The 17900-nt window shown below is 60.2% G+C and carries 18 protein-coding genes; 9 read left to right on the top strand and 9 right to left on the bottom strand.

Annotated elements, in window-relative coordinates; genetic code table 11:
• Window positions 1-5 precede the first annotated feature (5 nt).
• Together ABEG21_RS02670 and ABEG21_RS02665 are read right to left on the bottom strand one after the other, a co-directional pair.
• On the bottom strand, window positions 6-773 hold the full coding sequence (locus ABEG21_RS02670; protein ID WP_347555741.1) for a response regulator: 768 nt from the start codon (window positions 771-773) through the stop codon (window positions 6-8).
• 163 nt (window positions 774-936) lie between these two features.
• Window positions 937-2190, bottom strand: coding sequence for an Nramp family divalent metal transporter (locus ABEG21_RS02665; RefSeq protein WP_347555740.1), 1254 nt, complete (start codon window positions 2188-2190; stop codon window positions 937-939).
• 289 nt (window positions 2191-2479) lie between these two features.
• Here ABEG21_RS02665 and ABEG21_RS02660 point away from each other — a divergent pair, with 289 nt between their 5' ends.
• From ABEG21_RS02660 to ABEG21_RS02650, 3 genes are all read left to right on the top strand, one after another.
• Window positions 2480-3229: an AraC family transcriptional regulator gene (locus ABEG21_RS02660; protein WP_347555739.1), complete on the top strand. Its 750-nt coding sequence runs from the start codon at window positions 2480-2482 to the stop codon at window positions 3227-3229.
• Entirely contained in the window at window positions 3226-3591 is a 366-nt protein-coding gene (locus ABEG21_RS02655; protein ID WP_347555738.1) for a response regulator, read from the top strand. The genes ABEG21_RS02660 and ABEG21_RS02655 overlap by 4 nt, the downstream gene beginning before the upstream one ends.
• A gap of 92 nt (window positions 3592-3683) precedes the next feature.
• Window positions 3684-4940 (top strand): cupin domain-containing protein, encoded by a 1257-nt coding sequence (locus tag ABEG21_RS02650; protein ID WP_347555737.1) that lies wholly within the window; start codon window positions 3684-3686, stop codon window positions 4938-4940.
• Window positions 4941-5004: 64 nt separating this feature from the next.
• Here ABEG21_RS02650 and ABEG21_RS02645 read toward each other — a convergent pair whose 3' ends face one another.
• The 3 genes from ABEG21_RS02645 to ABEG21_RS02635 form a co-directional block, all read right to left on the bottom strand.
• Window positions 5005-5736: an SDR family oxidoreductase gene (locus tag ABEG21_RS02645; protein ID WP_347555736.1), complete on the bottom strand. Its 732-nt coding sequence runs from the start codon at window positions 5734-5736 to the stop codon at window positions 5005-5007.
• A 337-nt stretch (window positions 5737-6073) separates the two neighbouring features.
• Window positions 6074-6712 carry an NAD(P)H-dependent oxidoreductase gene (locus ABEG21_RS02640; RefSeq protein ID WP_347555735.1) on the bottom strand — a complete coding sequence of 213 codons (639 nt, stop codon included), beginning with the start codon at window positions 6710-6712 and terminating at the stop codon, window positions 6074-6076.
• Window positions 6713-6838: 126 nt separating this feature from the next.
• Window positions 6839-7225, bottom strand: a complete 387-nt coding sequence (locus tag ABEG21_RS02635; protein ID WP_347555734.1) for a helix-turn-helix domain-containing protein — start codon at window positions 7223-7225, stop codon at window positions 6839-6841.
• Between the two features lie 101 nt (window positions 7226-7326).
• Between ABEG21_RS02635 and ABEG21_RS02630 the strand changes: the two genes are divergently transcribed.
• Window positions 7327-8289 (top strand): NmrA/HSCARG family protein, encoded by a 963-nt coding sequence (locus tag ABEG21_RS02630; protein ID WP_347555733.1) that lies wholly within the window; start codon window positions 7327-7329, stop codon window positions 8287-8289.
• Between the two features lie 247 nt (window positions 8290-8536).
• Window positions 8537-9553 carry a 2-hydroxyacid dehydrogenase gene (locus ABEG21_RS02625; protein ID WP_347555732.1) on the top strand — a complete coding sequence of 339 codons (1017 nt, stop codon included), beginning with the start codon at window positions 8537-8539 and terminating at the stop codon, window positions 9551-9553.
• Between the two features lie 88 nt (window positions 9554-9641).
• Here ABEG21_RS02625 and ABEG21_RS02620 read toward each other — a convergent pair whose 3' ends face one another.
• Window positions 9642-10406, bottom strand: a complete 765-nt coding sequence (locus tag ABEG21_RS02620; RefSeq protein ID WP_347555731.1) for a YkgJ family cysteine cluster protein — start codon at window positions 10404-10406, stop codon at window positions 9642-9644.
• Window positions 10407-10543: 137 nt separating this feature from the next.
• Here ABEG21_RS02620 and ABEG21_RS02615 point away from each other — a divergent pair, with 137 nt between their 5' ends.
• The 3 genes from ABEG21_RS02615 (at window position 10544) to ABEG21_RS02605 (ending at window position 13870) form a co-directional block, all read left to right on the top strand.
• Entirely contained in the window at window positions 10544-10864 is a 321-nt protein-coding gene (locus ABEG21_RS02615; RefSeq protein ID WP_347555730.1) for a pyrimidine/purine nucleoside phosphorylase, read from the top strand.
• A 202-nt stretch (window positions 10865-11066) separates the two neighbouring features.
• Window positions 11067-12527 carry an amidase family protein gene (locus ABEG21_RS02610; protein WP_347555729.1) on the top strand — a complete coding sequence of 487 codons (1461 nt, stop codon included), beginning with the start codon at window positions 11067-11069 and terminating at the stop codon, window positions 12525-12527.
• 23 nt (window positions 12528-12550) lie between these two features.
• A complete protein-coding gene (locus ABEG21_RS02605; RefSeq protein WP_347555728.1) occupies window positions 12551-13870 on the top strand; it encodes a cytosine permease in 1320 nt (439 codons plus the stop codon).
• Window positions 13871-13899: 29 nt separating this feature from the next.
• Here ABEG21_RS02605 and ABEG21_RS02600 read toward each other — a convergent pair whose 3' ends face one another.
• Together ABEG21_RS02600 and ABEG21_RS02595 are read right to left on the bottom strand one after the other, a co-directional pair.
• The gene (locus ABEG21_RS02600) at window positions 13900-14523 is read right to left on the bottom strand and encodes an ABC transporter ATP-binding protein (RefSeq protein WP_347555727.1); all 624 of its coding nucleotides are present in this window, start codon (window positions 14521-14523) and stop codon (window positions 13900-13902) included.
• A gap of 207 nt (window positions 14524-14730) precedes the next feature.
• On the bottom strand, window positions 14731-15684 hold the full coding sequence (locus ABEG21_RS02595) for a TauD/TfdA family dioxygenase (RefSeq protein WP_347555726.1): 954 nt from the start codon (window positions 15682-15684) through the stop codon (window positions 14731-14733).
• A gap of 234 nt (window positions 15685-15918) precedes the next feature.
• On the opposite strand from ABEG21_RS02595, the gene ABEG21_RS02590 reads away from it, so the two are divergent.
• Window positions 15919-16542 (top strand): glutathione S-transferase, encoded by a 624-nt coding sequence (locus ABEG21_RS02590; RefSeq protein WP_347555725.1) that lies wholly within the window; start codon window positions 15919-15921, stop codon window positions 16540-16542.
• A gap of 58 nt (window positions 16543-16600) precedes the next feature.
• Here the strand turns inward: ABEG21_RS02590 and ABEG21_RS02585 are convergent, their stop codons facing one another.
• Window positions 16601-17776 carry a porin gene (locus ABEG21_RS02585; protein ID WP_347555724.1) on the bottom strand — a complete coding sequence of 392 codons (1176 nt, stop codon included), beginning with the start codon at window positions 17774-17776 and terminating at the stop codon, window positions 16601-16603.
• Window positions 17777-17900 lie beyond the last annotated feature (124 nt).

Below are 17900 nucleotides of genomic sequence, written 5' to 3'. Positions count from 1 at the left end.
TGTATTTACATGGGGCGGGCAGCTTCGTCCGTTCCTGGCGCCTCCAACGCACGCAACGCATCGACGACGCGTACCAGCTCTGCCACCGAACCCACTTCCATCTTGCGCATGGCGCGGCCACGATGGATCTTCACGGTGATTTCACTGAGGTGCAACGCAGCGGCGATCTGTTTGTTCAACTTGCCGAGCAACACGTGCTGCACCACGTCGTTCTCGCGCGGCGTCAGCTGTTCGTAACGTGCACGCGCCTGCCGTAATGCGAGATGTCGGGTCAGCCGCACGCGATCGAATGCAAGCGTGCGCGCAACGGCGTCGAGCATGTCCTGATCGCGAAACGGCTTGACGAGAAAATCCATCGCCCCCGCCTTCATCGCACGCACGGACATCTCGACATCGCCGTGCGCCGTAATGAAAATGATCGGCACGGACAAGCCCTCCTTGGCGAGGGTCTCCTGCAAGGAGAAGCCGCTGGCGCCATGCAGCCGTACATCCAGTACCAGGCAACCGGGAATGTCGTCGCGCCGCAAACGCAGAAACGCCTCGGGCGACGCAAACGTTTCCGCCTCGAATCCGGCAGAGCGCAGCAACGACGACAGGGCATCGCGCATCGACGCATCGTCGTCGACCACGTAGACAATGCCGGGACTGGCGGCGTGCTCCTGTCCGGCGTGCCGACTATCGCCCGTGCGGCCATGCGCTTTATCGACGCCGCCTGCCGCGGTCATGTTCCGCGACATCACGGACGAAGGTGCAAAAGATGCCAACGACGTCATTGCTACGTTCCCTTTCGAAAACCTGACATGCAGCAAGCCGTGACATCACTGCTGCGATGCAGTCGCACGAAGCGCGACAGAATGACGCATCTTATCGCTGCTCGGCTATTCGCGCATCCGAAATTTCCGTAGCTCTCTGCACCTCCTCGATCAGCGTTTTCCCTTAGCGCACCGCCTGAATCAGCAAATAGACGTTCAGTATCAGGATCAATACGGTCGCGCCATACGCGGCGATCCGAGACATCCTTCCGGAGACGAACGCGCCCATTACCGCCGGTCGACGGGACAGCACAAGCAACGCAATCATCGGCAAAGGCAGAACCAGACTCAACACCACCTGACTTAGGATCATCAAGCGCGAGACATCGCAGCCGAGCGCGACGATGACGAAGGCGGGCGCTGCAGTGATGACCCGGCGGAGTAACACGGGGATCGTGAAGTTGACAAAGCCCTGCATGATGATCTGGCCGGCCATCGTCCCGACGACGGAGCTGGAGACACCGGACGATAGCAAGGCGATCAGGAACAGCCCCGCAGCAGAGCCCCCCAGGACATTGCGCAATAGCGTATAGGCTTGACCGATGTCGGCCGTCTGCGGTGCTTGCAGATGAAAGCCGGCGCTGGCGCTCGCCAGCATCGCCATGTTCACCAGGCCCGCGAAGCCTAGCGCGAGCACGACTTCGCGATTCGAGAAACGGATCAAGCTTTGCTTGTCGCGGATGCTGCCAATCGGTGCGCGGTTCTGCATCAAGCCCGAATGCAGATACAAGGTGTGCGGCATGATCGTCGCGCCGATGATGCCCACCGCGATCGTCACGGCCCCGCTGTCGCCGATATAGGGCGTCAACGTTCCTTGCAGAATCCCGTGCCAATCTTGCGGCAGAACCCAGAACTCCGCCAGCAGGCTGATACCGATGACGGTAACCAGCATGCCGATAACCAGCTCGATCGTACGAAAACCCCTTTTTTGTAGCATCAAAATGGCATAGGTCATCAGACCCGTGAGCACCATGCCGGTCATCAACGACAGATGCAGCAATAGCGAAAATGCCAACGCGCCGCCGAGAAACTCCGCGAGGTCTGTCGCCATTGCCGCGAGCTCGGACGCCAGCCACATCCCTATTACCGTGGAGCGCGCGAAATGTTGGCGGCAGAGCTCCGGCAGATTGCGATTGGTCACGATGCCGATCTTTGCCGACATCGCCTGGAACAACATCGCGATCACATTCGCCACGACCACGACCCAGAGAAGCCGATAGCCATAGCTCGCCCCCGCTTGCAGGTTGGTCGCGAAATTGCCCGGATCGAGATAGCCCACCGATGCGATGACCGCCGGGCCGGTACAGGAAGCGGACGCCGACAGGAAAGCAGAAATACTACGTGCCTTTTGCGGTAACGCGCCGGGAAGAGAGGACATGGCGATCGCATCGATAGGGAAAACGGTCTGGGGGCGCTTGTCGAACCTTTCGTCGAGGCCGGACAGCGTGACATCGCACTGTAGCGCCCGTCACCGATGCAGCTTTTCAAGATCCGCAGGAAAGCTAGCGAAAGCGCACGATCTTCCGCAGCGGTATCGGTGAATCGATACGAAGGTATGACATGCCTGTCTCTTGGTTGCGTAACGGGCAACTCTATGTAGGCTGGTTCGATAAGGTTCCCCTGCCTATTCTCGAACGGTTTCCCACACCACGACGAGGATTCCCATCATGCAGGCCAGCGACAGGCACTCCCCTACTTTCGCAGCACTCGCGTCCGCGCCGTCGTCCTGGCATGCATCCGCACCGCCGGCGTGGCCACCTTCGCAACGCGCTACATTCGACGACACCGCCGCCACGGCAACGTTGGCAAATGCGGTCGAAGCCTTGGCCGAGGCTTTCGAACAGGAAATCAGGCATCGGCAGCTCACCTCACTCTGCGGCGACAAGGTGACGGGCCTGGTCGCCGCCCTCGTGAATGCGGCCGAACGATGCGGCGTGCTAGCGCATGCCGAAGCGGAGGGCATGGTGCAGGCGCTAATCGGGCGTTTGCGCACACCTATGCGCATCGCAGCGGACAAGCATGAAAACGGCCTGGCAGGACCTACGTCGCATACGCGAAAGCACGATACCAAGCCGTTGATCGCCTGGCGCCTGAAGCGGACGGTCGAGTATATCGAGACACATTTGGAGGCACCGCTGTTGCTGCAGGATCTGGCATCGACAGCAGGACTGTCACCGATGTATTTCGCGGCCCAGTTTCGCGCGGCGACCGGTCTCCGGCCTCACGAATATGTGCTCCGTCGTCGTATCGCCGCCGCCCAGACATTGCTGTCCGACAAACGTAATCGCCCCCTCGATGTCGCCATGCTGACGGGGTTTCAATCTCAGGCGCATTTCACGATGGTATTCAAACGGCTCACCGGAACCACGCCGGCGCGGTGGAAGGCCACGGCGATCGTCGATGCGATGCCCGCATGAACGCGGCACTGGTCAGCATCGTCGACGACGACGCGTCGATACGCGAAGCCGTGACCGATCTCCTACGATCCATGGGTTGCAACGTGCGGTGTTTCCCTTCCGCGAAAGCGTTTCTCGAATCGGACTCGCGTATGCATACGTCGCTGATCATCTCGGACATTGCGATGCCTGCCATGGATGGATTCGAGATGTGCGAGAAACTGCGCCTGCTTGGCCCGCCGCCGCCCACCGTTTTCATGACGGCACTGGCGCTCGATACGATCGAAAACCAGATACAGCGCAGCGGTGCCATCGCATTGCTGGGAAAGCCGGTGGATGCCACGCGGCTTTCGCAAATCATCGATGCGCATTTATCAAAATAGTCGGGATACCGAAGACGATCGTGCGTTTCTGGAAGATGTGCCGAATGCCCCGAATTACAGTGGCGCATCTCCACCCGAAACAGAAGACGATCATGGTTGATTTATCCCGTAGAAAAATCATGCTGGAAGCGGCGGGCGCTGCCGCTGCAGTGGGCGTGGCGGCCAGTGCGCAAGCGGCATCGTTCGGTAATCCGGATCGGCCGGCGGAGGGCGCGATCAATGCGAAGACCGCATCGGCGACCAGCAATCCCGGACCGCAGAGCAGCGCGATGGCCGATCAGTTTCCCAACTTTCAAAATCCGCCGGCAACCGATGTCAATGGCATGCCTTTGTTCTGGGCATCCTTTAATAATGCGCACAAGCGGCAACAGAGTGGCGGCTGGGCACGCGAAGTCACGCAGGATGACTTTGCAATCTCGGAAACCATTTCCGGCGTCAATATGCGGCTATCGGCAGGCGGTATTCGAGAAATGCACTGGCACCAGCAAGCCGAGTGGGCCTATATGGCCACCGGCCGCTGCCGCATCACGGTGCTCGATACCGAGGGCCGCCCCTCGGTGCAGGATGTCAAAGCGGGCGATCTCTGGTACTTCCCGCCCGGACTGCCGCACTCCTTGCAAGGGCTCGGACCGGACGGTGCGGAATTCGTCCTGGCGTTCGATAACGGCAAGGCATCCGAATTCAACACCTTGCTGTTGACGGATTGGATCGCACACACGCCACCCGACGTCCTGGCAGCTAACTTCGGCGTCCCGGCCGATGCGTTCAAGAATATTCCCGTCGATAATCTGTGGATCTTCCAAGGCGACGAACCACCGCCTCTGGCGGCGGCACAGGCGGCCGCCGCATCGTCGGCGGGAACGCCGCCCTTCCCCTTCGTGTTCTCGATGGGCGACATGGTGCCTCTGATCAAGACGCGCGGCGGTCAAGTGCAGATTGCCGACAGCAGGAATTTCAAGATGTCGTCCAACATCGCCGCCGCGCTGGTGACGGTAAAGCCGGGCGGCATGCGCGAATTGCACTGGCATCCGAATGCCGACGAATGGCAATACTACATCTCAGGCAAGGCGCGGATGACCGTTTTCGATACCGGCCCGAAAGCGGTAACGGCCGATTTCAATCCCGGTGACGTGGGCTATGTGAAAAAGAGTCTGGGCCACTACGTTCAGAACACCGGCAATACCGAACTGAAGTTCCTGGAGATCTTCCGTTCCGATCATTATGCGGAAATCTCCCTGTCCGAATGGCTGGCCCATACCCCGCCGGAATTGGTGATCCAGCATCTCAATATCACCAAGCAAACCTGGGATCAATTCCCGAAGCGACGCCTGGACGTGTTGCCTGGCTAGGATGACGACAAGCTCACGCGCGGCGGTCGCACGACGGGGCGCATCGGGGCGGCAGACATGCCGCTTACCATGCGGCCTCGCCATCGGCGTCCACGAACTTCCCCGACACGGCATCCGTTCCGAGCAGTGCGTAACGGACCGGTACGATCGCCGCTTGCTCCGGCGTCAGAAACCCCTTTCCGCCAGTGAGATCTGTTTTCACATATCCCGGGCTGACCGAATTCACCACATGGGGCGTCCCGCGAAGCTCTTCGCCGAGTTGCACAGTTAGCATATTCATCGCCGCTTTCGATGCGTTATAACCGATCAATTGCGCAGCGTAATACGGCGACGACGGATCGCCGTTCATCGTCAACGATCCCAAGGCGCTGGACAGGTTGACGATGCGCGCCGCAGTGGATTTCAACAGTAACGGCAGCATCGCCTGCGTCACGGCTAACGTACCAAAGAAGTTCACCTCCATCACCCGGCGTACGGCCGTCAATGAAGCGCGACTCGGCACGCCATCATCCCAATCGACGATACCGGCATTATTGACCAGAATATCGAGATGACCATGCGCTTGCGACAGCGTGTCGGCAGCCGCCGCAAGACTCGATTCGTCATCCAGATCGAGCGCTATCGCACGCGATTTCAAGCCTTGCGCAGCAAGATCTTCGACAGCGGCATTGCCACGTGCGACATCCCTGGCGCCGATAAAAACGGTGACACCGGCCTCGGCCAGTTGCCGCGCGATTTCCAGACCGATTCCTTTGTTTGCGCCCGTGACCAAGGCGATGCGATTGCGGTGTTCCATACGGCTCCCTAGCGTGAGTGAATAAGGTAGCGCCAGTATAGGGTTCGCTTTTTCGCACGTGAATTCGCATTCGGGCGCGGCGGTGTCGTGTCGGTTAGCGCCCCGTAAACCCTGGCTTCTGGCCGAAGCGAGCAGGACAATAAGCGTGTTTTCGGGGGAACGATTCAGGTTTTGCGCGATGGGGGCGCGTATCATGAGCACGCGCGGCGCAGCGCGGCGTCGCGTCGCGCGATCCGGCGTATCGATCTGCCGCCGTGTTCCTCTTTCCCGAACAGGGAGTGGGACCATCAGCCGATGGCGTTTTCCGAAAGACCATCGAAAAACGCCGTCCTGAAACTTATTTCACTTCGGTGACGAAGTTCTCGCGGCTGCGGCGGACTTTCTTCAAATTTACCAACCAGTCGCCTTCCGTCGCGCGATAGCCCAGCGGCAACATGACCACGCTGCGCAGATGCTTCGCGTTCAAGCCGAGGATTTCATCCACCGCCGCCGGATCGAAGCCTTCCATCGGCGTCGCGTCCACTTCCTCGAAGGCCGCGGAAATCAACGCCGCGCCAAGGCCGATATAGGCTTGACGTGCCGCCGCTTGATAATTGGCTTCGGTGCCGCGGTCGGCAACGATGCCGAGCAACATCTGCCGATAGTTTTCCCAGCCTTCGTTCTTGAAGCCACGCACGTCGTTCGTCAGATCGAACATCATATTGACGCGATCCGCCGTGATGTCGTCCCATGCGGCGAATACCAACAGGTGCGAGCAATCGGTGACCTGTGCTTGATCCCATGCAACGGTGCGAATCTTGGCACGGATGTCGGGGTTCGTGACGATCAACAATTCGAAAGGCTGCAGGCCGCTCGACGTCGGCGCCAGGCGCACCGCCTCGACGATACGTTCGAGCGTTTCAGCCGGCACTTTCTTCGTCGCATCGAACTTCTTCGTTGCGTAGCGCCATGCCAGTCGTTCATTCAGGGTGGTCATCTCGTTTTCCTTCTACGGTGAAGATTCAAAATGGGCGGTGACGATGTTTTCGCGAAACGGCACGACGCGCACGCGCTGCCGCGCCGACGGTCATCGCTGTTACCAAGCACCGCCCGGTTTATCTCATTAAGCCAGCGCCGCATCGATCGTTTCGCTCGGGCCGTGCACGGCAAACGCACGCTGCGCGGCGCGAATTTCCGCGCGATGGTCGTCCGCCCATTGAAGCAAGGCCCGCAAATGCGGCTCCAGAGAACGGCCGAGTGGCGATACTTCATACATGACCGCTACCGGCGCCGTGCATACTACCGTGCGCTTGATAAAGCCGCTTGCTTCCATGCGGCGCAAACATTGCGTCAGCGCACGCTGGGTGATGCCTTCATTGGCCCTGCGCAGCGCATTGAAACGCATCGGGCCGCTGCAGAGATGTCCAAGGATCAATAACGACCATTTGCTGGTGATCTCTTCGAGCACCATACGGTTCAATTCGAGTGCTTCCTGGGAGGATGCGGACATCGGGGAGGATACTCCGTGATACCTGGTTGTCTTCAGGTGCCTAATTGCATTCAAGTATAGATTCTATACCATGAGCTTCCATCATTCAGTGGAGAGCCAGCATGTCAGTTCAAACGCAACAAATCACTACGCCGCAGTCGAATACACCGCTGGGGAAAACGGTCCTCGTGATCGGCGCTACCGGACAGCAAGGGGGCGCCGTCGCGTCGGCGCTGCGGCAAGCGGGATGGCCGGTCCGTGCGCTGGTCCGCGACCCGCACAGCGCAAAGGCGGAAGCACTCGCAGCGTCGGGGGTCGCGTTGGTGCAGGGCGATCTGTCCGACAATGCATCGCTGCGGCGGGCGATGGTCGGGGCGCATGGCGTTTTCAGCGTGCAACCCAGCTCGGGACAGGGCGCGGCGTATGGCGTATCCGACGAGGACGAGATCCGCTATGGCAAAGCGGTTGCCGACATCGCATTGGAGAGCGGCGTGCGGCACCTCGTCTACACCTCGGTCAATGCTGCGGGTCCCGAAAAAACCGGCATGGGCCACTTCGATAGCAAATCGGAGATCGAAGCGTATATCCGCACCCTTGCGATCGACAGTACGATCGTCCGCCCTGCCGGTTTCATGGAGCTGCTGATGCTCCCCGGAATGGGTCTCGATCAAGGCATTTACACGTCTTTTCTGGGATGGGATCAGAAAGGCCAGTTTATCGCGGCGCACGACATCGGCAAGATCGTCGCGACAATTTTCCGCAATGCGGACGCTTTCATCGGCCAGACGATCGAGATTGCCGGAGACGAAACCACGGGCCGGAAGCTCCAGGAAAGTTTGAGCCGGGCCGCCGGCAAAACAATCCACTATCACCGCTTTCCGGACGCCCTTCTGCAGGAAAACCGCTTTCTCGGAAGGCTGGTCGAACTGATCGACGATGGCAGGCTTGCGGGCAATGCCGATATCGACGCGCTCAAAGAGACGTTCGGTCCCCTGCTAAGCTTCGATGCGTGGCTCGCTGGACCCGGGAAGCCGCTGTTCGAGGCCGCGCTCAACAGCGCGGACGCGCCCTTGGCGCTGCGATAACAGACGGACCCATGGCCCGAGCGCTCAAGGTATGCGATCGACGTCGCTTTTGGGCCTATCCTGGGTCTGCGGGGATCGCGCGGCGTCACGCCGTGCGATGGTCGCCATCAGGGTAAGACCCAATTAGTCGTATTAGATTATTTTTGATACGGTGCTTTTTTCGATCGGCAATTTCTGAAAAAAACGCCTAAATTAGTATGATTACATTACTAGTTAGGGTTTATATACCTTTGCCAGGGGGACCAGGATGCGAGCGATAAAAATCGTCATGATCGGCGAGGCGGCCCACCATCAAGATGACCTTGCTGCGGTATTGGACACACCGGCCGCCATCGTCGAGCTACCTGCCGCTGCCGCCGCAGACGCGTCCTACGACGCCCAAATCGAAGGCGCCGACGTCGTGGTCGCCATGCGCTTCGAGCGTCCCAAGGGCCAAGCGCCGAACGTTCCGCTGCTGCACGTACCGGGCGCCGGCCTGGATCGCATCGCATTTGACGCCTTGCATGCCGACACCGTCGTATGCAACGCCTTCGAACATGAAATACCGATCGCGGAATATACCTTGCTGGCCATGTTGCAACACGAGATACGCCTCGACGAGATGCGCGCCTCTTTTGACAACCACCGTTGGTCGGACCGCTATCGCGAGCGCGTCCCGCACGGCGAACTGCATGGCAAGACGCTCGGCATCATCGGGTTCGGGCGTATCGGGCAAACCATCGCGACACGGGCGCGGGCATTCGGCATGCACGTGGTCGCGTTGAGTGGCCGCACGGAACGCGGCGCGGTGGCCTTGCCTGCCGACCAGTTGATTCCCCGCAACGAGAAGGATCGACTCTATCGCCAGTCGGACTATCTGGTGCTCGCCTGTCCTTTGGACGCGTCCACGCGTGGCATGATCGACCGAGACGCCTTGGCGCAGATGAAGCGCGACGCCGTGTTGATCAATGTCTCGCGCGCGCCCATCGTCGACGAGGATGCGCTCTATGAAGCGCTGTTATCGAGACAGCTCGGTGCCGCCTATCTGGACGTCTGGTATCAGTACCCGCTCGGTACGGACGATGTGGTCGCCCCGTCACGGCATCGCTTCGATCAGTTGCCGAATGCGATCTGTACGCCCCATGCCTCGGCCTGGACGGCAGGTTTATTCAAGCGGCGCTACGGTTTCATCGGTCAGAACATCAATCGTCTGCGACGCGGCGAGGACTTGCTGAATGTCGTCCATGGCGATGCATCGGCTTTGCGCCGACGCTTGAATGCGTGAAGTGGCCTTGTCGATGTCTCGCAGTTCGATTGATTTGGCGGGAAGGGATGGACTGTACCGTCATGCAAGGAACCGACCCGTACCAATGTCACTTGAACGAAAGATAGGCAACCGGCAGGTCCGGGCGCGCCTGACTCGGAATCGCGTGGGCACCCACGGCGTTCAATGCATCGACCGACTCAGCGCGTTCGCTTAAGAACGTCCACGCGATGCCGGCGGTTTCCGCGACCGCATCATCGCGCACGGCAGACGCAAGCGCCGCCAGCAGTGACGCCCCCTCTACTTTGTGAGACACGAATCCTTCATTCCAAACGGCGCCGAACGCGAAACCGAGCACGGCACATAGGCGTTCCTTCGCGCGAACGTCTGCGACATCGCTGTGCCGACGCACCACGATATCCCGCCTGAGCGTCGCATCGATCACATTGCCATTGCGCAGCAGTGGCGGTCCACTGGCATCCCATGCCTCGTCCGGGCACGCTTTCGCCGGTTTGTGCAGCATCACAAAAGGATTGGCTTCCGCCGGATAGATACGACACACCGACGGTCGTTCGGCGTAGATGCCGCACTCGCCATTCGACAAAAGATTGGGACAGGCACCGACATGCCTAGCCGCAAGGACCACGCCAATCCGCACTGGCAGCGTGCCCGATATCGCGGCAAAAGTACGCTGCAACTTTGCCGCGACCTCGGGATGATCGAGGTCCTGTCCGTCAGGCCAAGGCACGATTTCACACAAAACCTCGACGGTGTCGCCACGTGACAACCAGGCGACTGCCTCGGGCACCGTCAACGGCAGACGCAGGTCATGGCAGCATTTTGCACACTTCGTGCAATGGAAGTCGATGTTCATCCGACTATTATTGCCCGGACCTGCCCTTTCCGCCGAAGTTGTATCAAAATAGCGCCCTGCCGCGCGATCGGATAGCGCTGTCGGCAAATGAGAAAACGGCCAGGCTCGGCCCCAACACGGATGAGGAGATTGTCGTCGTGACGACCCATACAGATTTCGAGAACGTACGCGTGGTAAAGCGCGCCAATGTCTATTTCGACGGAAAATGCGTCTCCCACACGGTGATTTTCGCCGATGGCAGCAAGAAGACGCTCGGCGTGATCTTGCCCGCGACACTGAACTTCGGCACCGATGCGCCAGAACTGATGGAGGTTCAAGCCGGACGCTGCCGCATCCGCCTCGACGGCAGCGACGCGTGGCAGACCTACGGCGAAGGCCAATCGTTTTCCGTGCCTGGCAACAGTCGTTTCGATATCGAAGTGCTGGAAACGCTCGACTACGTCTGCAGCTATCTCTAAACCCGCGTCCCGCGCCGCGATCGGCCGACGCGCGCATGTCGCCTTTGCGTCGCGGCGCGGGACAGCAGAAAGCGGTATCTCCGTCGGCAAACCGTAAGGCGTTTGCCGCCACCATTTGACCACCTGCAGCGTCATTTTTTTTTCGTTAGTCTCTATCCAATCAGTTTGATCCAACTATCAGTGCATGGAAAAGAGGGACGCCATGAACGACGTTGAATTGTTGGATATGGACGCGACATCGCTCGCACGCGCCATACGATCGAAGGACGTGTCAGCGGTAGCGGTGGCGCACGCTGCCATCGGCCGCATGGAAGCGCTTCAACCCACGCTGCATGCATTCTGCACGCCAACGGCGGCGCTGGCGCTCGAACAGGCCCGAGCGATCGAGGCAAAGATTCTTGCCGGCCACGCGGTCGGGCCGCTCGCCGGCGTGCCCTTGGCGGTGAAAGACCTCATTTGCACGGCGGGCATCAAGACCGTGTCGGGCTCCGTGGCCTATCGCGCGTTCGTCCCTGAAGAAGACGACGTCGTCGTCGAACGGCTTGGCGCGGCCGATACCGTTATGCTGGGCAAGACGAACGTACCCGAATTCGGCTATAGCGCCGTCGGGCACAACCCCGTTTTTGAGACCACACGGAATCCATGGAACCCCGACATGACGCCGGGAGGTTCGAGTGCGGGATCGGGCGTCGCCGTCGCCACAAAAATGTGCCCGATCGCGCTGGGCAGCGATGGCGGCGGATCAATCCGTATTCCCGCGGCACACTGCGGCATTTTCGGCATGAAGGCGTCGATGGGGCGCGTGCCGCTCTACCCCGGCGCGCGCGATGAACGCTACCCGGGCGTATCGAGCTGGGAATCGCTGGAACATATCGGTCCGATGACGCGCACCGTACGGGATGCTGCATTGATGCTATCCGTCATTGCCGGTCCCGATCCACGAGATCGGCATTCCATCCCTGCCGGCGATGTGGATTGGATCGCCAGCGTCGAACGTCCCGAAGGAAGTCTGAAGGGCCTGCGCGTCGCCTACAGCGCGGATTGGGGTTATGCACCGGTCGACCCGGAGGTGCGCGCCATTGTCGGCGCGGCCGTCGCGGTTTTCGAGAAAGAATTGGGCTGTGTGGTGGAAGAGGCGGACCCGGGCTTCGCCGATTCGCGAGACGCCTTCGCCGCGCTGGTGGCGATGGAAAGCGACCTGACCGGCATGCGCCGCATGCTGGATGAATATGGCGATAAGATCTCGCCGCATCTCGCTGCGATGCTGCGCCAGCCGTGGCGTGCCGAGACCTTTACCGACGCAAACATCGCGCGCAAGGCGCTCGTCAACAAGATGTGGCGCTTCATGGGTCGCTATGACCTGCTCTTGACGCCGACGCTCGCGGTACCCCCCTTTCCGGTTCATATGCAAGGTCCCGAGATCATCGAGGGACGGATGGTATCGCCCGCGCAGTGGCTCGCCTTTACGTTTCCGATGAACCTCACCGGTCAGCCTGCGGCATCGGTGCCGGCCGGTTTCACGAAGCACGGTTTGCCCGTGGGCCTGCAGATCGTCGGCCGCCATCTCGCCGACGCGTCCGTCATGCGCGCCAGCGCCGCCTTCGAGGAGGCAAGACCATGGCATGACAAGGTTCCCGACATCGTGCGAACGATGCGGGCCTAACCCTTCCCCCGGAGAGATCGACCATGACCAGTGAATTGGCAGCGCGCGCGAAGGTAAAGCCGAGCGACGACGATCAGGGTGTACTCGAATCCGAATTCGAGCGCGAGGCGGTTCCCCTTTCCCATCGACACAGCACGGCGTCGGTGGCAGCGGTCTGGTTCGGCTTTCCGATGGTGCTGACCAATGCCGTCTTCGGCGGCATCATCGCTTACCACCTCGGCTTCTGGAAAGCGATCCTTGCTGCCTTGCTCGGCAACGCCGCGCTTTTCGCTTACGTGGGAGCGCTCAGCTATATCGCCGGGGAGTCGGGCCTGAACTTCGCACTGCAGGCGCGCAAGACATTCGGCACGCGCGGATACACGGTCGCATCGCTGTTTCTATCGACGATCGTCGTGGGCTGGTACGCCTTCCAGGTCGGCCTGACCGGTGCGACGCTGCATGACACCTATGGCTGGAACGTCTCCCTGATCGTCGTCATTGCGACGGTGCTCTATACCGCCGTGACGTTTCTGGGCGTCAAGGCGCTATCCGTCGTCGGTACGATCGCTGCCCCGCTATTCGTCGTGCTAGGCGGTGTCGCTTTGTATTTCATTGGCAGCAAAGGCGCGCTCTCGCACGTCACCGCGTTCACCGGCACGGGCACCGGCATGTCGCTCGGCGTTGCAATGACCATGGTCATTGCAGGCTTCGCCGATTCCGGAACGATGACATCGGACTTTACCCGGTGGGCAAAGTCGGGGCGCCATGGCTTGATCGCCTCCTTCTCCGCTTTCCCGATCGCGAACTTCGTGTCGCTGATGTTCGGGATCGTCATCGTGTCGGCCGGCGCCGCGGTGGATCCGTCGAAATCAGGAGGCGATTTCATGCCGCTGCTGAAGGATCATGGAGGCTTGATGACCCTGCTGGCGATCGCCTTTGTCTTTGTCAACTTGGGATCGGTCTGCACGCACTGCCTCTATAACGGTGCAGTGGGATATAGCCACATCTTTGGCAGCAAGATGCGTGTGCTGACGATTATTTTGGGAATTGTCGGTGGCGTACTGGCCTTCGCCGGCATCTGGGGACTGTTTCTCGCATGGCTCAGCCTGCTGGGCGTTGTCGTACCGCCTATCGGCGCAGTGATCATTGCCGATCAGTTGATTCTGGGACGGGTGCGTCACCCGCACGCGACGACGCATTATCGCGGCACCGCGTTTGCGGCATGGGCACTCGGCGCCATCGCGGCCGTTATCGCGCATGTCTGGGCGCCGGGTGTGTGCGAGGCTTTGGTGGGAATGATAGCGGGCGGCGCGGCTTATCTCGTCGTCGATCGGCAGCGGATGCCACAGGGTAAAACGGTGTAAGGCGAGGCGCCTGGCGACGAAAGGGAACGCTATCCGGGCGTGCGCAGATCGGCAAAACTGATCTGCCGGGCTTCACAGCTTTGCACGATGGCCAGATCATGGCTCGAGAAGAACACCAGTCTCTCTTTCGCGAGTGTCTTGAAAAAGGCGATCAACGTGTCTCGTGAGGGCTTGTCGAGGCCATTCGTCGGCTCGTCGGCGAAAAGGACGGCTGACTCGCCGATTGTCGCCGCGGTCAGGAAGCATTTCCGACGGGTACCGAGCGACATCTGTTCGAAGCGTTTATCCAGATGCGGTGCGAGCCCGAAACGCTCCGCCCATGCCCAGGTGTTGTCATCGATGACTGCGTGCTTCGTTGCCGCAACCCGCTCGAGCAGCGCTCTACCGGTTTCCGATGGCGAAACCATGCAATCGTCCGGCACATAAGCCAGCGCCGACTTGGCCTTGTCTGCCTCGGTACGCAGCGAATACGCGCCGATCCACACATCGCCTTGATCCAGATCGAGTTCGCCCGCGAGCACGTTCAACAACGTCGATTTGCCGCTCCCGTTCTCATCGCACAGCGCGACACAGCCGGGGCCGAATTGGCCGGTCAAATTCTGGAAGAGCACATGTGGCCCAAACCGCTTGGCAAGATTCTCGATTCGAAGCATGAAAGGGATTTCTCATAATAGGCCGTCAACACGCGGCGCATCAGCCACTTATGCGAAAGCGGCGCGCATGCGCAACCGCATGCGCAATGGCGCGACTGCTTAGGGATACGCGTATCACGCGATCGCCGAGCGCGTGGCGCAACATCCGCATCATACCAAGCAGTGGAAGGCCGGACATTGACGCCGCGTGGTGATAATCGTGCCTCCCTAAGCCGCGCGTTGCGCCTCGGGCGTCGCATCGCGCGCATGCTGTCCGTCAACCGATACGGCGGGCACGCCCTGTACCGCCACGCGGCGCACCAGTCGCGGCTGCGAACCATAGTCGTTCACCGCATAGTGTTGCGTTGCCCGGTTATCCCATATAGCGACATCGTCCTGCTGCCATTGCCAGCGGACCGTGTTTTCCGGCCGGATGACGCGGCTTTGAAACAGTTCGAACAGACGGGCCGACTCCGTTGTCGAAAGACCGAGGATCCGTTTGATGAAGTGCCCGAGCAACAAGGCCTTTTCGCCAGAAACCGGATGCACATGGACCAACGGCTGCTCTGCTTCGTGAAGCCGCGAGACGAAAACCTGCTGATGATGGGACAGACGTTGCCGGGACGTCGACGCATCGGCATCCTCCAGCCGCTCCGCGCCGTAATCGTAGTCATTGGAATGCAAGGCCCACAAGCGCTCCGCAAGTTGCTTCAGGTGATCGGGAAGCCGCTCATAGGCAAGCGCCGTATTTGCCCAGACCGTATCCCCACCAAATGCCGGAATGGTCACGGCCCGCAAAATGCAGAGCTTCGGGAACGCCGGCACAAAGGTCACATCCGTGTGCCAGGAGTCGGCTCGCCCGCCTCCCTTCTCCGCGTTGAGCTCGAAGAGCTTCGTGCCCTCTGGCGAGGGGACCGTAGGGTGCGCGACGACCTCGCCGAATAGCGCGCCAAGCGCTTGATGCGCCCCATCGTCAAGATGGCCTTGTCGGCGGAAGAACAAGACCTTGTGTCTGACCAGCGCAGCATGAAGCACTTCCACCGCGTCTGCCTTCAGATCCGGGCTCAATCTGAAGTCGAGTACTTCTCCTCCGATATGGCCCGCTACGCGCCGAATGCGTAGTCCAGAAAATCCGACATCGATGGCGGAATCGGGTGACGCGGTTGCGGCGACTTGAGACATGCTCGACTCCTCGAGAGTGTGTGTATCGAAGCGCCACCAGTCTTATCCATTTGAACGGCTAACGGAACTGACAAATTGAGATAAGCATGGAAGGAAGACGTGAGATGGGCCCATCGACGTCTGTGCTGCTTTCTCATAAAAAGGTGTATGGTCGCGATTACGCTGGTCGGGTTCGACGCGTTCGATCCGCTACCACCGTCGCCCCGATAACGTTCTATCAAGCCGTGTCGACCCATGCTCAAGATCCTCGGAAAGGCCTCCTCGATCAATGTTCGAAAAGTGCTTTGGGCGTGCGAAGCCCTGCAGCTTCCCTACGAGCGGGAGGATTGGGGCTCGGGATTTCGCCCGACCGATACGGCGGAATTCCTTACTTTGAACCCGAATGCGCTCGTGCCGGTCATCCGGGACGGTGACTTCGTGCTGTGGGAATCGAACACGATCATCCGTTATCTGGCATCGCGATACGGCGACCAGTCGCTTTATCCCCTGGCGCCCGAAGCACGCGCCCGGGTCGATCAATGGATCGATTGGCAGGCGAGCGACTTGAATCGCGCCTGGAGTTACGCATTTCTCGGACTGGTGCGGCAATCCCCGGCGCATACGGCGGCCGATCAAATCGCCGCCTCCATCGCCAGTTGGACGCACTTCATGGGAATTCTTGAAAAACAGCTGGTACAAACGCGCGGCTTCGTCGCCGGCAGCGCGTTCAGCCTCGCCGATATTCCGATCGGCTTGTCGGTGAACCGCTGGTTCGGCACGCCATTCGACCGTCCGGCCCTGCCAGCCGTATCGGACTATTTCGCGCGCCTGGCCGAGTCCCCGGGATTTGCGGCGCATTGCAAAAACGGTCTACCGTAAAAGCGCGGCATGGCGCGCTCATCCAAGGCGTCGTACGCCCCGCCGGCACGTCGGCGCATCAGAACCGCGTGCGCATGCCGATCGATACGATCGCCTGACGGTTCGAGTTCGACGGGGTGAAGTGATAGATCGACGCCTCACCCAGCAGGCCGCTCGCACTGCTCACATGCTGGTAGGTGCCTTCCAGATAAACGTCCGTACGCTGGCTCAACGCATAGTCGACCTGCACCGTCCCCTGTACCCACTTCGGATGCTGGGATTGCCCCGGTTGGACATAGTGGCCTTGCGTGTAATCCACGGCCCCGCCGAGCGATAACGCCGGCGTCAGTGCATACCGTCCATTCAGCTCGTAGTTGTAGAGCGTCATGAAGTTTCCGGTGAACGCCGCATAGCTGCCGCCCGAATTGATCTCGGTCGGTCCGTCGATCGACGTCCGGCTGGCAACGAAACCGATCTTTGCCTTCTCGAACGCGTACGCAATTCCACCTGCGTAGATACGTTGCCGCTGCCCCAGCAACGGCGCATCGACATCGCTGCTGCTGAGCGCGCCGGACGTATTCCCGGAAGCGAGGCCGCCCGGCTGGTTCGCCTGAAAGAACGCCGCGGCAACGGACAGCCCGGCATAAACGTATTGGCCCCCGAACGTAAAGGCGTTGTTCTGACGGAAGCCCGACGCGGTATTGCTGAACGCATAGCCGCCACCGAACTGGAATCCATGGAAGTCGGCGGATCGCAGCATCACGGCATTATTCATCCGCGTGCTGCTCGCCATATTGTCGGAGTCGAACGGGTGGGAGGCCAGATTGCCCGCGAAGCTTCCAGCTGCCGACATCGGTGCGACAAAAGTCGATACCGCATCATATTGACGGCCTAGCGTAACCTGACCGAAGCGCTCGCTGCGCAATCCCACAAAAGCCTGCCGCCCGAATTCGTCGCTGCCGTTGGAAAATTGCCCGGTACCGACATTGAAGCCATTTTCCAACGTGAAAATGGCCGACAACCCGTCGCCGAGATCCTCGCTGCCGCGCAGACCCCATCGGCTGGGATTGATATTGCCGCTTTGCAAGAAAAAGGAGCGCCCGCCGGATCCGCCCGCGGTGGTGCGCTCATCGCTTGAATAATCGAGGCCGACGTCGATTAATCCATACAGCGTCACGCTGCTTTGCGCCTGTGCCATTCCCGAAAATGTCGCTGCCGAGACGGCCAGGGCCGCCATCAAACCGGTTCTTTTCACGCAGTTTCCTCCTTGAATTAGGCGATCCCTGCTGCACGATGCAAGCGCGCACGGCATGTCGCCGGCATACGCATAACTGGGAATAAACACAGGCTCGCGTCTGCCATGCAAAAAGCTTGTCACA

The sequence above is a fragment of the Robbsia sp. KACC 23696 genome (genome assembly GCF_039852015.1).
GTDB lineage: Bacteria > Pseudomonadota > Gammaproteobacteria > Burkholderiales > Burkholderiaceae > Robbsia.
The sequence above is the reverse complement of the archived record's forward strand: the minus strand, read 5'-3'. Positions and strand labels throughout refer to the sequence as shown.